Origin of the sequence: Streptomyces tirandamycinicus, from assembly GCF_003097515.1 — a bacterium.
GTDB lineage: Bacteria > Actinomycetota > Actinomycetes > Streptomycetales > Streptomycetaceae > Streptomyces > Streptomyces tirandamycinicus.
Window position 1 is genome coordinate 2,021,805 of record NZ_CP029188.1, and the last position, 13,300, is coordinate 2,035,104.

The following is a 13,300-nucleotide window of genomic DNA, read 5'->3' on the forward strand; positions in this document are numbered from 1 at the left end:
TGCAAGGCCGACGGAGACCCACCATGAGCCCCTCGAACCTCGTGCTCCTCGAAGGCGGTCCCGACGACCTGCCCCAGGTCTGGCCCCTGCCCTCCGGCGGGTGCCGGGAGCCAATCAAGATTCCGCGTCACAACGCCTACGAACACTTCGAGTTCGCGGACCGCCACCGCACCCTGCACGGCGAACGCCTGCCGGTCTACCGCTGGGTCTACCGCACGTACATCGCGGAGTGACCCGAGCGCGGCACGGGGCGGGGCGGGGCGGTGCGGTGCGCCGGCTGGTCGACGAGCCGGCCTCTCGTGCCCATGCCGACGGCCTCCAACTGACGGGTGCGGGTGGGCCGCTGCAGCCGGGGTGGTTCTCGGACCCCGTATCGCCCCTGGCCCTTCCGGCACCGTCTCGACCGCCCCCGGGTTCCCTCGTTGCCCCCGATGGCCCTGTGCGATCATGCGAACACGGCCCGAGGGGGGGCGCTACGGCAGGCTGCGAAGACAAGGAGCGCGGTGTGGGCGCGGGTGGGGAGCGAAAAGGTTCGTCCATGTCCGACGAGGAGTGGGAACGGTTCCTACGCGAGTCGGTGGCGGGAGTCGCCGACGCGCCCAAGGAACCATCGGCCCGCGCACGGCGCGTGGCGAACGACCGGCGAGACGGGTCCGCCCCTCCACCGGGCTGGCGCACCTATACGCCCGCCCGACCCAGGCGGAGGAAGGGCTGGTACATGGCGGGGCTGCTCACCTCGGTGCTGCTGCTGGCCGTGGCCCTGGCCCCGGCGCAGATAGTCGACTTGTTCAGCGGCGACCCTGCGGAGTCCCGGCCGCTGGCAGCCGAGACGGGGCGCCCGGAACACGCGCCTCCCGCCGACCCGGCCCTGCCGCCCACCCCTGATGAACCGTTCAGGGGATCGCCGGCGGCGCTCTGGGCGAGCGGAGCCGCGGGCATCACGGTGCCCGAGGCCAAAGCCACCGGATGGATGAGCACGGCCCAGGTGAAGCACGCCCTGGAAGCGACCCGAACCTTCCTGGTCGCCTCCAATCTGGATCCCGGAGTGCTGCGCGGTCAGCGCCCCGACAAGGCGATGAGTCTGATCAACCCGCACCAGGAGGACGTACAGGCGTTTCTGCGCACCGCCTTTCGGACACCCGGCGAAGACCATGACCCCCTCCTGCTCTTCAGCCGCTTCAACACCTCGCAAGCACGCCCGGTCGGAGATGTGGTCAAGACGCGCGGGCGGATCAGCTATGCGGCAGGTGAACGCGGTGCGCTCCAGGTGACCGCCGATGTCACCTTCGTCTATCCGGTGACGAGTGCAGCGGGGGACGGCGACGACATCGTGCGCACCATCGTGCGCCGCGAGATAGCGATGAGCTGGGACGATCCAGCCAAGGTCATCACGGAGCCCGGCACCTTCTCACTCTCGTCGTACAAGCTCGACATGACCAACGGCGGCTGCGGCAGTCCCACCGGCTACTTCACCCCGGTCTTCGGGGCAGAGCAGCCCCCGAGCGCGGCCGGTGCCGCAGTCGACCCCTACGACCGCAGTGCACCGATTGACCAGGGCGGTGCGGGCGCCGGTGACGGCTGCCGGACCGCCACACGATCCTGAGTGCCCTACGGGCGGACGGCGGGCGAGGACTTCGGCCGCTCGGGCCCCGGCTACTCGGTGTGGCCGGCACGGACGGGAACGGCGAGCCGGGCCCCTCGGCTCCGCGCGACACGGTGCACATCGCGCAGGGACTCCGCGAGGCGGGCGATGACGTAGCGAAGCTGCTCGGGGGTGGCGGAGCGGTCGGACAGCAGGTCGTCGGTGTGGGCGAGGAGATCGACGGCCATGCCGAGCTGCACGCTCTCGATGTCGTCGGCGAGGCGCGAGACATAGCCGTCACCGTCGCCGATCAGGTAGCAGGGCTTACCCTCGGCACCGATCCAGGGGAGCAGGCGAAGCGACTCCGTGGTGGGACGGCTCACGCCGCTGCCTCCCGTCCGTGGACGACCCGCGGGCCGATGTCGACGCCGTGGACCGCGAGCCAGAGGGTCCGGTGGCGGGCCCGCCCGCGGAGGGCCTCGGCCTGGCGGCGCTCATGGGCGAGGAGGTAGGGACGGACGAGAGGGCTGTCCTCGCCTCGGTAGTACGGGGCGGGGGCGAACGTGGGCCGGGGCGGGCACGGCGGGTGGGTCGCTGGAGTGCGGGGGCCGTCTGCGCGCGGCAGGCAGAGCCGCGCGGGTGGCGGGGGCCACCAGAGCCGCAGGAGTGGTGCGAGCAGTCGGGCGATGGAGGGCAACACGTCGTCAACTCCCTGTTGATTGAGGGCCGCGCCCCTCGCACCGTTCGCGTCGGTCGCGCGGGTCCCGGCGTGCGGCTCCGCCGAGCGAGCCCCAAACCGGGGACTTCGCTCAGTAGCGATTCCCTCACACCCTGGGACCGGCCGGGCTACCCTGACCAGGGGGTTCGGTGTGACAGAGCGTTTGTCGCAGGGGAGTCGACGATGAGCAACACCTACGGGGAATGGCTGAAGGCCCAACGCGAAGTCGCCGGCCTCACCCAACAGGAACTGGCCGACTCCGCGATCATGACCCGTTCACACATCGCCCACATCGAGGCGGGCCGCCGGGTGCCGTCGAAGGAGGACGCGCGTCGGCTGGACAGGGCGCTGGGCACGGGCGACGTGCTGAGCAGCTTTCTGCCCCGGGGGGACGTGGCCGTTGCGGACTACTTCGAGGCGGCCAGGCAACTGGAGCAACAGGCGACGGTTATCCAGGAGTTCGCCCTCTCACTCGTACCCGGCATCCTCCAGACGGAGGGGTACGCACGTGCCGTTCTGGCGCCGGGTGCCACCCCCCGGAGTGAAGAGGAATGTGACAGGCTCCTTGTCACACGCCTGGAGCGAGGGCACGTCCTCGCCCACCCGGTCACTCCACTGGTCTGCGTCCTCCTGGACGAGGCGGTACTACGTCGGCGAGTCGGGAACAGCAGGATCATGGCGGATCAACTGGACTACATCGTCCGCTTGGCAGAGAGCGAGCGCATCCGCCTGCACGTCCTTCCCTTCGGAGTCGGCTACCACCAACTACTCCAAGGAATGCTGTCGCTGATGATGTTCGACGACCAGCCTCCGGTCGCCTACGGCGAGGGTGTACTCATGGGCAGGTTGCACGATTCCCCTGCCCTGGTCGAGACGTTGCAGCGCATCTACACTCTCACCCTGGGCGACGCGCTGCCCCGCAAGGAATCGATCGCCCTCCTGAGAGCGACAGCGAAGGACTACGGGCCACATGACTGACCGCATCATCCCGAACGCGGCTGCATCGAGTGGCTGGCGCAAGTCGTCCCACAGCAGTGGGGACGGCGGGAGCTGCGTCGAGGTCTTGGACGGCCACCCCGCCGGCGTCCCCGTCCGCGACTCCAAGCAACCGCACGGCCCCGCAATCGTGTTCGAGGCCTCCATCTGGTCGCGCTTCGTCGCGACCCTCAAGGACGCCTGAAGGCTGTCGAACGCCCCAGAGGCCCCGCCGGATCCCGGCGGGGCCTCTCATTCATGGCCGGAAGCAGATCGGATCAGGTTCTAGGAAGTGACCATTCGATCTACCTCTGGGAGTGAAGTCGGCGGCGCATCACCATACCAGGCGTATTCAAGCCCGGACAGCATGCCCGATTCAGCCCAGAGGATGATTTCGCCAACAAGCCCACCCTCATCGTCAATAACCGTGCAAGCTACCGGCGCAACCCCAGTTGCGATGAGAGCACGCGGCGCGCTATCCGTGACTCGCAGATCAACACTGGCAGAATTGGATCCCCACTGGGCCACCACTTGAACCCGGCCAAGTTGATGACGGAGCTCTACCGCTCCAAGGAAGTCCACTTGCAGAATCCGCTCTGCTACCGCCCGCTCCTTGGGCGTTCAGTGGGCGCGGTTCAACGGGAACCCGCACCTACCCACCTCCAGGGAACTTATCCGGGTTGAACGCCGTGCCGATTCTTAACGTTTCGAGTCCGGCGGCGCCTCTGACTTCAATCTCCATTCGGTCGCGGCATCCATGCCGGTCACAAATGCAGCCACTTCGGTGCGTATGTGAGATTTGAACACGGACCGCGATCAGCCGAAAAGGATGCGCGTCGAAGAGACTCAGTCTGCCATCCGTTCCAGGATGAGATCGATCTCGGATTCGATCTCTTGGTCAGCGGTAAGGTGGACATGCATCCCATTACTCACGCCGTCCTGCGCAAGCGTAAGAAGGTGTCGCGCCAATGAAGTCAGCCCCGCACGGTTGGCCTTAATGAGCACTTCCGATCGAGTCACAGAGACCGTGATCTCGAACCCCTCATCCCAAGAGAAGCGCAGCCCTTCATCAGGCTGGTAATCGGGGGTGACAATCACTTGCTCCATCGACTGCTCCTAACTTACTGACTAGTGGCTATGCCGCCCGAGGCGAACATTAACCCTCTCGGGCAGTAAAGCCAATAGAGTTGCGCTACTCGAGATAGATGTGTCGATTCTCGACTACCATCATTTTTCCAGGCTTCTTCGGGTTGGGGGCGAGTCGCTCAAAATTCATGTGCGGGCCGCCGCCATGTTGCCCAGTGATATCTGATTCACCCATTCTTGCAACACGTGTACCGTCCCTCGAAACGTACCGCCCGCTACCCGGAACGGTCTCCTTGTATCCAGAACCAAGCCACTTCTGTGCCGAATCGAGCGCATCGTTCGTCGGTATGCGGGTTCCGTCCACCGGGTGGCCATCGCCGTCGTACTTACGCACCGAGGTCCACGGACAATTTGAGTTGTGAACGAGGACGGGCGTCTGCTCCGCCAGCACATAGTACGTGTGGAGGTCGTTGACGGTGAGGTTGTAGGCGGGGGCGAGCCCGGTCCAGTGCCGGACAGAGTTGATCCGTGCCGCGCCGCCATCGGGGGTGCGGAGGGTGTCCTCGGGGGTGAGGTTGGCGGCGTTCTTCCATTTCTGGTCGTTTTCGGCCCAGAAGGGGTGGTGGCCGGTCGCCGTGAGGGAGCCGCCACCGTTGGCCTGGTCGAGGGTGATGCTGGTGAAGTCGCGATCGTCGGGGGTGTAGATCGTCGCGTCGACGCGGCGCGGGCCGGTCGTCCCTGTTCCGGGGTCGGTGGCAACGACCTGATCGCCGACCTTGATCTGCTCGATCGGGCGGGTGGTGCCGTCGCCCATGAGGACTCGGGTTCCGGCTGGGAAGCTGTCCCCGGCAGCCTCACGGACGCACGCGATCACTTCCTTGCCCCGGCGGGTTCCCGTGGCGGCGTCCTCGACGGCGTCAACACCCTTCTTGATGATCTTGAGCTTGCCGGCGGGGGTGACGGCGACGACTGCCATGGCGCAGTCGCCCCAGGAGGGGTTCTTGACGCACTTCTCGATGTCGGCGCCGCCCACGAGTTCCCATACGAGGTCGTCGAGGCCGAAGGCGTCGCTTTCCTCGCAGGGGTTGGGGTGGGCGTAGCCCGCGACCATGGTGTATCCGCAGGCTCCGGGTTCCTTCTTCTTCCGGGCTTCCTCGGCCTTCCGGGCTTCTTCGGCCTTGCGCTTGGCTTCGGCGATTTCCGCCTCACGCTTGCGCTTGACGTCCGTCCATGCCTGGCTCGCGGCAGCAGCAGCTTCCGCCTGGCTCTTGCCGGCTGCGATCGCGGAGTAGCGGGCGTTCTCTGCTGATGTGCTGGCTTCTCTGGCGGATTGGCGGGCGTATGCGGCGGAGAAGGCTGCTTGTGCGGCGGAGGCTTCGGCGGCGTCGGCGTCGCGGTTGGCGGCGTCGGCGGCGTTGCGTGCGGTGGTGGCGGACTTGCGTGCCTGGTCGGCGCTGACCGCGGCGGCGTCGGCGGACTTCTTGGCCGCGGCGGCGTAGCCATTGGCCGCAGCAACGGACTTCTTGGCTTCGCCGGCGGCGGTGGCCGCCTCGGTGGCGGCCTTGTTGGCCTTGGCAGCGGCCTCGGCGGCGCGCCAGCGGTTGGCCTGGGCGTTGGCGGCGATGATCTCGCCTTCGGCGAGGAGGCGTCCGATCTGGGCGCGGTGGGTGGCGGTGAGGTCGTCCTTGCGGGCGGCGGTGTACTGGCCGACGGCTATGAACTCGTGGAGCTTGCCCGGGGGGCCTGCCAAGGCCGCCTTGGCCGCCGCCTTGACCTCTTCGCCTCCGCCGTTCACGAGCTTGGAGGCGATGACCTCTTCATCGGTCACGCGGGCGGTGTACTGGCCGACTTCCATGAAGGCGGCCAGGGCCTTGCCACTGCCGTCCTTCAGGGCGATCTTGGACGCGTCCTTGACACTGATCCCGCCGAAGTTGTTGACCTTGGACACGGCGACGGCGAGGTCGGTCTCGGCGACGGTGTACTGGCCGTCGGCGTAGAAGTCGGCGATCTGCTCCGCGGTGCCCTTGAGCGCTGCCGCGGCACCCTCCCGCACCGACGGGTAGGGACTGTCCATGCTCAGCTGGAGGACCCTGTCACGCGTCTCCTCGGCGGCGGCGTTCCCCCAGCCGCTGCGCAGGTACTCCAGAACATCTGTGTCCGTACCCCTCAGCGCGTCGGCGGCGGCTTGCTGGTGCCAGGGGCCGCGGAGTTCGAGGGCGTCCAGGGCGAGCTTGCGGCCCTTGGCCGCGGTGGCCGTGACATCGGCGTCCGGCGTGGCCGCCTCGACGGCGAGAACCTCCGCCCTGCCGTCCAGGGCGCGTGCCTGGTCGATGACACTCTGGGTGGCGGAGACCAGTTGGTCGTTCTGAGCCTTCTCGGTGCGGGCTCGCTCCAGAGCGGCTTCGCCGCGGGAGGCGAGTTCCTCGGTCTCGACGTCCAGGGCGACCTGGTGGACCTGCTTGGCGGTACTGACCGCGGTGGTGGCCGTGTCTGCGGCGGTCTTCGCAGCCTCGGCCCACTTGCGGGAGTCCGCCGCGGCGGACGCGCTCTGCCCTGCGTACTTCGCTGCGAGGTCGGCGGCGTCGGCGGCCTTCTCGGCGTGTCCGGCGGCGGAGTTCGCCGCGTCGCGGGCCGCATATGCCTGCTGGGCAGCGCGCTGGGCTAGCGCGGTGGCGTTGTTGGCGGCCCGGTTGGCGGCGTTGGCGTGGCGGCGCGCTTCGGCGGCGGCGTTGCGGGCCTCTGCGGAGTGGACACCGGCGGCCTCGGCATGCCGGTTGGCTTCCTCGGCGGAGTCGGCGGCGGCGTTCGCGTTCGCGCCCGCGCTGCGGGAGGCTGCCGCGGCGACACCGGCGGCGGCGGATGCCTTGGCCGCCTGATCGACGGCGGCAGCCGCGGTGCGGGCCAGCGCGGCGGCCTTGCGGGCGGCGATCGCATTCTTCTTGGCCGTGTCGGCCTGGCTCGCGTTGCCGGCCGCGGCGATCGCCGAGTTGTAGGCGTTGTTGGCCGCGTTCGCTGCTGCTGCGGCGGCGTTCGCGGTCTGCGCCGCGGCGAGCGCGGCGATCCGGGCGGCCCGGTTTGCGGCGTTGGCCGCGCCGATCGCCGTCTGGGCGGCAGCGGCGGCGGCGCGTGCTGATGCGGCGGCCTGCTTGGCCTTGTAGGCCGCACGGACGGAGTCCTTGCGCGCCGCCTCGGTCTCCCGGGCGGCCTTCGCCGCGGCCTCCTTGGCCAGCTCCGAAGCGGCGATCGCGCGAGCGGACGCCTCCTCGGACTTCTTCGTGGCGGCCTCCGCCTGCAGCCCTGCCTGCTCGGCCTGCTCGGTGAGCTGCTCGATGGTGGCGTGTTCCTGGTCGCGGTTGCGGGCGACGAACTGCCCGACGGCCAGGAACTCGGCGATGTCCTCCGGCGTGCCCTTCAGCGCCGCCTTTCCGGCGGCCTTCATGTTCGGGCCACCGAAGTTGATCAGTTTGGAGACCTCGACCTCGTTGTCGGTCTCCCGCTCCTTGTACTGACCGGACTCGAGGAATTCCTTGACCGCCTCGGGCCCGGCTTTCAGCGCGGCCTTGCCCGCTTCCCTTACGCCGACGCCGCCGAAGTTGATGACACGGGACGCCTCGACCTCCCGGTCCTCCTCCAAGGGCTTCTGCCAGCCACTGCGCAGAAACGCCTGCAACTCCTCCGGGGTGCCCTTCAGCGCCTTCTTCGTGGCCTCGCGTACGGCCACGCCGCCGACGTTGTAGATCCGGCTCGCGTCGACATAGTCGTCGTCGTACTCGATCGCGGGCGCCTCGTCCAGGAACTTCCGAACGTCGTCGTCCGAACCAAGCAGCGCCCGCTCCGCCGCCTCCCGGATCCCCGCCCCGCCCGTCTGCCAGTAATGAACAGCCAGGTACCGGCCGAACGAGCCCTCAAGCCGTTCCTCCTGCGCGTACGCCGGGGTGGCCCCCAGCAAGCCCGCACCCATCACCACGGGGAGGACGACGCCGCAGACGCCCCTGCGTACTCCTCTCCCTATGCGAGATGACATCCCGGAATTCGGCATTCCGGAGGTTGTTCGCCGTTTCATCGGCACCCCTCGTTCGACCTTCAACTTCGAGCATGCGCACGACAGACCCACACCCCGGGGGTCAACCGGGCGTGCTTGTCGTGTGGAAGCGGTGGCCAAAAGGGTGAACGGCGTTTCACGTCACCACAGTTGAGAATCCCCCGAGCCCCCCGAATGCCCACACCTCCCGAAGGGGTCCGTGTGTGCGCACGGAGCACTCTACATCTGATTTACTCTTGGGTAACTTGCGTGGGGGATTTCACGCATTCCACTGACCAACAGGGGGAACCATGGCGATCTCGCGGGCCCGCGCGGCGCTCTTCACCACTCTCACCGCCGCGACCGTAGCCGTCGCCGGTATCGCAATGTTCGGCGTGGCGAACGCCGCTCCGCAGGACGGCGGGACACCCTCCGCCACGGAGCTGCCCTACGCCGTGGAGGACTTCACCCACCCCGGTGCCGCGCAGATCCAGCAGGACCAGCAGATCGTCCTGAAGCGCGGCGACGGCCACATCACCCTGGTGCCCTGTGAGGGCACCACCGACATCACGGTGAAGTCGCGTACCGGCAAGAAGAGCTACTGCTTCGACGTCAGCGCCAAGCAGGGCTACCTCACCCTCGAACTGCCCGACGCATTCGGCATCTGGACCGAGGCGTACCCGGTGACGGCCACCATCACCGCCGGCAACGAGGAGACCGTCGTCCGTGCGGCGGCCAACGACTACCAGCCCATCGGGGAGGCCGGGGACAACGGCGAGCGCTCCGTCCTGGTCGAGCTCCGCGTCACCGGCTGACCTCCGGCCGCCGGCTCACAAGACCCTTCCGCAGCCCGGCAGGCAGATGTGCCGCACGCCGTCCGCGCCGCGTTGCTCGGTGCCTGACACCACGTCCGGCGCCCCGTCATGCCTCTGCATTCGCCACGCCAGACAGGAAAACCCGTCACCTTGTCCCGTACACGCAACCGCTCCGCCGTGCTCGCCGCGGCCCTCGCCACCGTCACCGGCGCAGCCGTCCTCACCACTGCCCCCGCCACAGCCGCCACCGGTCCGGGCACCCCCGCCGGCACCCAGGCATCCGCGGCCCGCCTCCACATCGGGGAAGGCGACACCGCCCGTTCCTGCTCCGGCGCCCTGGTCGATCGCCAGTGGGTGCTGACCGCCGCCGCCTGCTTCGCCGTCGACCCGGCCAACCCCACCCAGGTCCCCGCAGGCAAGCCGGCCCTCAAGACCACCGCGACCATCGGCCGCAGCTCGCTGACCGGAACCGGCGGGCATGCCGCCGACATCGCCGAACTCGTCCCCTCCCCCGCCGGCGACCTGGTCATGGCCCGCCTGACGGCACCCGCCGCCACCGGCATCGCCCCCGTCGAACTGGCCGCCTCCCCGGCCGGCGAGGGCGACAGCCTGCAGGCGGTCGGCTTCGGCCGCACCAAGACCGAATGGGTGCCCGGCACCGCCCACTCCGCGTCCATGAAGGTCGGCGCGCTCTCCGACACCGAACTCACCCTGACCGGCGCCACCGCGAACGACGCCCTGTGCAAGGGCGACACCGGTGCCCCGCTGCTGCGGCAGACCGAGGGAGGCACCGAACTGGTCGGCATCGCCACCCGCTCACGGCAGGGCGGCTGCCTGGGCGAGAGCGAGACCCGCACCGACGCCATCGCCGTACGCACCGACCACCTGGCCGACTGGATCGCCACCACCGCGGGACGGTCATGGGCGCTGCTGATGACCGCCGACGACTTCAACGGCGACAACAAGGCCGACCTGCTGACGATCGACGCGGCCGACGACCACCTCTACGCCCAGCCCGGCGACGGCAAGGGCACGTTCGGCAAGCCCGTGAAGGTCAGCCCGGGCAAGTGGACCGGCATGCGCCTGCTCGCGGCAACCGACTTCACCGGCGACGGCAAGGCCGACATCCTCGCCGCCCACACCAACGGCAACCTCTACCTCTACCCCGGCAACGGCAAGAACGGCGTCACCGGCTCCTCCGTCATCGGAAGCGGCTGGGGCGGCATACGCCTGATCGCCGCCGCGGACTTCAACGGCGACAAGAAGGGCGACCTGATCGCCGCCCACACCAACGGCAACCTCTTCTTCTACCCGAGCAACGGCAAGAACTTCGCCTCGGGGAGCGTGTCCAGCACCGGCTGGACCGGCATGCGCATGCTCTCCGCCGGAGACTTCACCGGTGACGGCAAGGCCGACATCTACGCCGTCCACAACAGCGGAGACCTCTACCTCTACTCCGGCAAGGGCAACGGCACCTTCAACACCGCCGGCAAGACCGGCGGCGGCTGGCAGAACATGCGACTGCTCTCCGAAGCCGACTTCAACGGCGACCAGAAGAGCGACCTGATCGCCATCCACACCAACGGCAGCATCTACGCCTACCCCGGCAAGGGCAACCGCGGATTCGGCACCCCCATCGTCACACCCACCCCAGCCGTGTGACCCCCGCCTGACCGGCGGAACCCTGCCGGCAGGCCGTGCACTGCGAAAACGGCCCGTTCCACCGCCGTGCGGTGGAACGGGCCGCCGTCGTCGTACGCGGCTCGCCGCCCTCTCCCCCTCGAACTGCGAAAGGGGGCAGCCCGCGGGCAGGCGCACCGGCCGCGCCATGTGACAGGGCCGTCGTCACGTTGCTGTCGTCACGTCCGCCCGTCACGCTCGGCCGCACCGTCCGGCGGCGTCCGGCTGCCGTCCGTCCGCCGCACCCGCACGTGCCCCGCATCACTCTGGACAGTTTCAACAACCGCCGGGTAACTTATTCTGAGCAAGCGCTTAGACAGCGCTGTGTACCCGTCTGTGCCCAGCCAGTCACACGACCCGTGCCGAGGAGGCGTCCGTGCGCCGGACCGTATTCAACGAGGACCACGAAGCGTTCCGGGAGACCGTCCGCGCCTTCATCGAGGCCGAGGTCGTCCCCGTGTACGACGAGTGGTTCGCCGCCGGCCAGGCGCCGCGCGACTTCTACTACCAGCTCGGCGAGCTCGGCATATTCGGCATCAACGTGCCCGAGGAGTTCGGCGGCGCGGGCCTGGACACCCACAAGTTCGAGGCCGTCCTCTACGAGGAGACCGCGCGGGCGGGCGTCAACTTCGGCGGCTCCGGCGTGCATGTGCTGCTGGCCCTGCCGTACATCAAGATGCTCGCCACCGACGAGCAGAAGAAGCGGTACCTGACGAAGTTCGTCACCGGCGAGGAGATGTGGGCGCTGGCGATGACCGAGCCGGGCACCGGCTCCGACGTCGCGGGCATGAAGACCACGGCCAAGCTGTCGGAGGACGGCACGCACTACGTCCTCAACGGCGCCAAGACGTTCATCACCGGCGGCGTCCACGCCGACCGCGTGATCGTGTGCGCCCGCACCTCCGCCCCGCGCGAGGACGACCGCCGCTTCGGCATCTCCCTCTTCGCGGTGGACACCGCGTCCGAGGGCTACTCCATCGGCCGCAAGCTGGACAAGCTCGGCCTGCGCACCTCCGACACCGCCGAGCTGGCGTTCGTCGACGTCAAGGTGCCGGTCGAGGACCTGCTGGGCGAGGAGAACAAGGGCTTCTACTACCTCGGCCAGAACCTGCCGTCCGAGCGCTGGGGCATCGCCTTCGGGGCCTACGCGCAGGCCAAGGCCGCGATCCGGTTCGCCAAGGAGTACACCCAGGACCGCACGGTCTTCGGCAAGACGGTCGCGTCCTTCCAGAACACCAAGTTCGAACTGGCCGCCTGCCAGGCCGAGGTGGACGCCGCCGAGGCCGTCGCCGACCGCGCCCTGGAGGCGCTGGACGCGGGCGAGCTGACCCCGGCGGAGGCCGCCTCCGCCAAGCTGTTCTGCACCGAGGTCGCCCACCGCGTCATCGACCGGTGCCTCCAGCTGCACGGCGGCTACGGCTACATGAACGAGTACCCGATCGCCCGCCTCTACGCCGACAACCGCGTCAACCGCATCTACGGCGGCACCAGCGAGGTCATGAAGTCGATCATCGCCAAGTCGATGGGCCTCTGACCCTGTGAGCGAGGCTCTCGACGACCTGCTCGACCTGCTCGACCTGGAGCGGATCGAGCAGGACATCTTCCGCGGCCACTCGCGCCCCACGATCGTGCCCCGCGTCTTCGGCGGGCAGGTCGCGGCCCAGGCGCTGGTGGCCGCGGGCCGTACCGTGCCCGACGACCGCACGGCGCACTCCCTGCACGCGTACTTCCTGCGCATGGGCGACCCGGGCGCCCCGATCGTCTACACGGTCGACCGCATCCGCGACGGCCGGTCCTTCGCCACCCGGCGGGTCGTCGCCGTCCAGCACGGCCAGCCGATCTTCCACCTCTCGGCCTCCTTCCAGGTCCACGAGGAAGGGCTGGACCACCAGGCGTCGATGCCCGAGGCGCCGGATCCGGAGACCCTGCCGACCGCGGCCGAGCGGCTTCCCGAATACGCCGGGAACACCCTGCACCCGGAGATCGTGCGGCGCATGCTCGAGGCCCGCGCCGCGGTCGACATCCGGTACGTGGGCAGGCCCCCGTACGCCAGCATCGGCGAGCGCCGGGAGCCGCACTCGCAGGTGTGGTTCCGTACCAACGGCAAGCTCGCGGACGATCCGCTGCTGCACGTCTGCCTCGCCACCTACGTCTCCGACATGACGCTGCTCGACTCGGTGCTGCTGGCCCACGGTCGCGGCGGCTGGGCGGTCGGCGACGTCGTCGGGGCCTCGCTGGACCACGCGATGTGGTTCCACCGCCCGTTCCGCGCCGACGAGTGGCTGCTGTACGACCAGGAGTCGCCGAGCGCGCACGGCGGCCGCGGCCTCGGCCAGGCGCGCATCTACACCCAGGACGGGCGGCTGGCGATCTCGGTGATCCAGGAGGGCGTCGTCCGCGTCCCGCGCGACTGACCGGGCCGG

Annotated in this window: 12 protein-coding genes; 8 read left to right on the forward strand and 4 right to left on the reverse strand. The window is 69.0% G+C overall.

The window, feature by feature from the left end:
- Positions 1 to 23: 23 nt before the first annotated feature.
- The gene (locus tag DDW44_RS08885; RefSeq protein WP_017944802.1) at positions 24 to 233 is read left to right on the forward strand and encodes a DUF5988 family protein; all 210 of its coding nucleotides are present in this window, start codon (positions 24 to 26) and stop codon (positions 231 to 233) included.
- A 485-nt stretch (positions 234 to 718) separates the two neighbouring features.
- Positions 719 to 1,603, forward strand: coding sequence for a hypothetical protein (locus tag DDW44_RS08890; RefSeq protein ID WP_108906088.1), 885 nt, complete (start codon positions 719 to 721; stop codon positions 1,601 to 1,603).
- A gap of 50 nt (positions 1,604 to 1,653) precedes the next feature.
- Here the strand turns inward: DDW44_RS08890 and DDW44_RS08895 are convergent, their stop codons facing one another.
- Entirely contained in the window at positions 1,654 to 1,965 is a 312-nt protein-coding gene (locus DDW44_RS08895) for a hypothetical protein (RefSeq protein ID WP_018890108.1), read from the reverse strand.
- Entirely contained in the window at positions 1,962 to 2,282 is a 321-nt protein-coding gene (locus tag DDW44_RS33170) for a hypothetical protein (RefSeq protein WP_108906089.1), read from the reverse strand. The genes DDW44_RS08895 and DDW44_RS33170 overlap by 4 nt, the downstream gene beginning before the upstream one ends.
- A 201-nt stretch (positions 2,283 to 2,483) precedes the next feature.
- Here DDW44_RS33170 and DDW44_RS08905 point away from each other — a divergent pair, with 201 nt between their 5' ends.
- Both DDW44_RS08905 and DDW44_RS08910 read left to right on the forward strand, forming a co-directional pair.
- Positions 2,484 to 3,278: a helix-turn-helix domain-containing protein gene (locus DDW44_RS08905; protein WP_108906090.1), complete on the forward strand. Its 795-nt coding sequence runs from the start codon at positions 2,484 to 2,486 to the stop codon at positions 3,276 to 3,278.
- Complete coding sequence (locus tag DDW44_RS08910; RefSeq protein WP_108906091.1) at positions 3,271 to 3,480, forward strand: DUF397 domain-containing protein; 210 nt, start codon at positions 3,271 to 3,273, stop codon at positions 3,478 to 3,480. The genes DDW44_RS08905 and DDW44_RS08910 overlap by 8 nt, the downstream gene beginning before the upstream one ends.
- 641 nt (positions 3,481 to 4,121) lie before the next feature.
- Here the strand turns inward: DDW44_RS08910 and DDW44_RS08915 are convergent.
- Positions 4,122 to 4,382: an Imm32 family immunity protein gene (locus tag DDW44_RS08915; protein ID WP_018890112.1), complete on the reverse strand. Its 261-nt coding sequence runs from the start codon at positions 4,380 to 4,382 to the stop codon at positions 4,122 to 4,124.
- Between the two features lie 85 nt (positions 4,383 to 4,467).
- Positions 4,468 to 8,385, reverse strand: coding sequence for a polymorphic toxin-type HINT domain-containing protein (locus DDW44_RS08920; protein WP_244223988.1), 3,918 nt, complete (start codon positions 8,383 to 8,385; stop codon positions 4,468 to 4,470).
- Between the two features lie 308 nt (positions 8,386 to 8,693).
- Here DDW44_RS08920 and DDW44_RS08925 point away from each other — a divergent pair, with 308 nt between their 5' ends.
- The 4 genes from DDW44_RS08925 (at position 8,694) to tesB (ending at position 13,291) form a co-directional block, all read left to right on the forward strand.
- A complete protein-coding gene (locus tag DDW44_RS08925) occupies positions 8,694 to 9,197 on the forward strand; it encodes a hypothetical protein (protein WP_108906093.1) in 504 nt (167 codons plus the stop codon).
- A gap of 150 nt (positions 9,198 to 9,347) precedes the next feature.
- Positions 9,348 to 10,859: an FG-GAP-like repeat-containing protein gene (locus DDW44_RS08930; RefSeq protein WP_108906094.1), complete on the forward strand. Its 1,512-nt coding sequence runs from the start codon at positions 9,348 to 9,350 to the stop codon at positions 10,857 to 10,859.
- 394 nt (positions 10,860 to 11,253) lie between these two features.
- On the forward strand, positions 11,254 to 12,411 hold the full coding sequence (locus tag DDW44_RS08935) for an acyl-CoA dehydrogenase family protein (RefSeq protein ID WP_017949763.1): 1,158 nt from the start codon (positions 11,254 to 11,256) through the stop codon (positions 12,409 to 12,411).
- Positions 12,412 to 12,415: 4 nt separating this feature from the next.
- The gene (tesB, locus tag DDW44_RS08940) at positions 12,416 to 13,291 is read left to right on the forward strand and encodes an acyl-CoA thioesterase II (RefSeq protein WP_017949764.1); all 876 of its coding nucleotides are present in this window, start codon (positions 12,416 to 12,418) and stop codon (positions 13,289 to 13,291) included.
- Positions 13,292 to 13,300: the final 9 nt, after the last annotated feature.

Bases quoted from the DNA above. Each gene is read 5' to 3' on its own strand.
- DDW44_RS08885 (WP_017944802.1), top strand. From the start codon at position 24: ATGAGCCCCTCGAACCTCGTGCTCCTCGAAGGCGGTCCCGACGACCTG.
- DDW44_RS08890 (WP_108906088.1), top strand. From the start codon at position 719: ATGGCGGGGCTGCTCACCTCGGTGCTGCTGCTGGCCGTGGCCCTGGCC.
- DDW44_RS08905 (WP_108906090.1), top strand. From the start codon at position 2,484: ATGAGCAACACCTACGGGGAATGGCTGAAGGCCCAACGCGAAGTCGCC.
- DDW44_RS08910 (WP_108906091.1), top strand. From the start codon at position 3,271: ATGACTGACCGCATCATCCCGAACGCGGCTGCATCGAGTGGCTGGCGC.
- DDW44_RS08915 (WP_018890112.1), bottom strand. From the start codon at position 4,382: ATGGAGCAAGTGATTGTCACCCCCGATTACCAGCCTGATGAAGGGCTG.
- DDW44_RS08920 (WP_244223988.1), bottom strand. From the start codon at position 8,385: ATGTCATCTCGCATAGGGAGAGGAGTACGCAGGGGCGTCTGCGGCGTC.
- DDW44_RS08925 (WP_108906093.1), top strand. From the start codon at position 8,694: ATGGCGATCTCGCGGGCCCGCGCGGCGCTCTTCACCACTCTCACCGCC.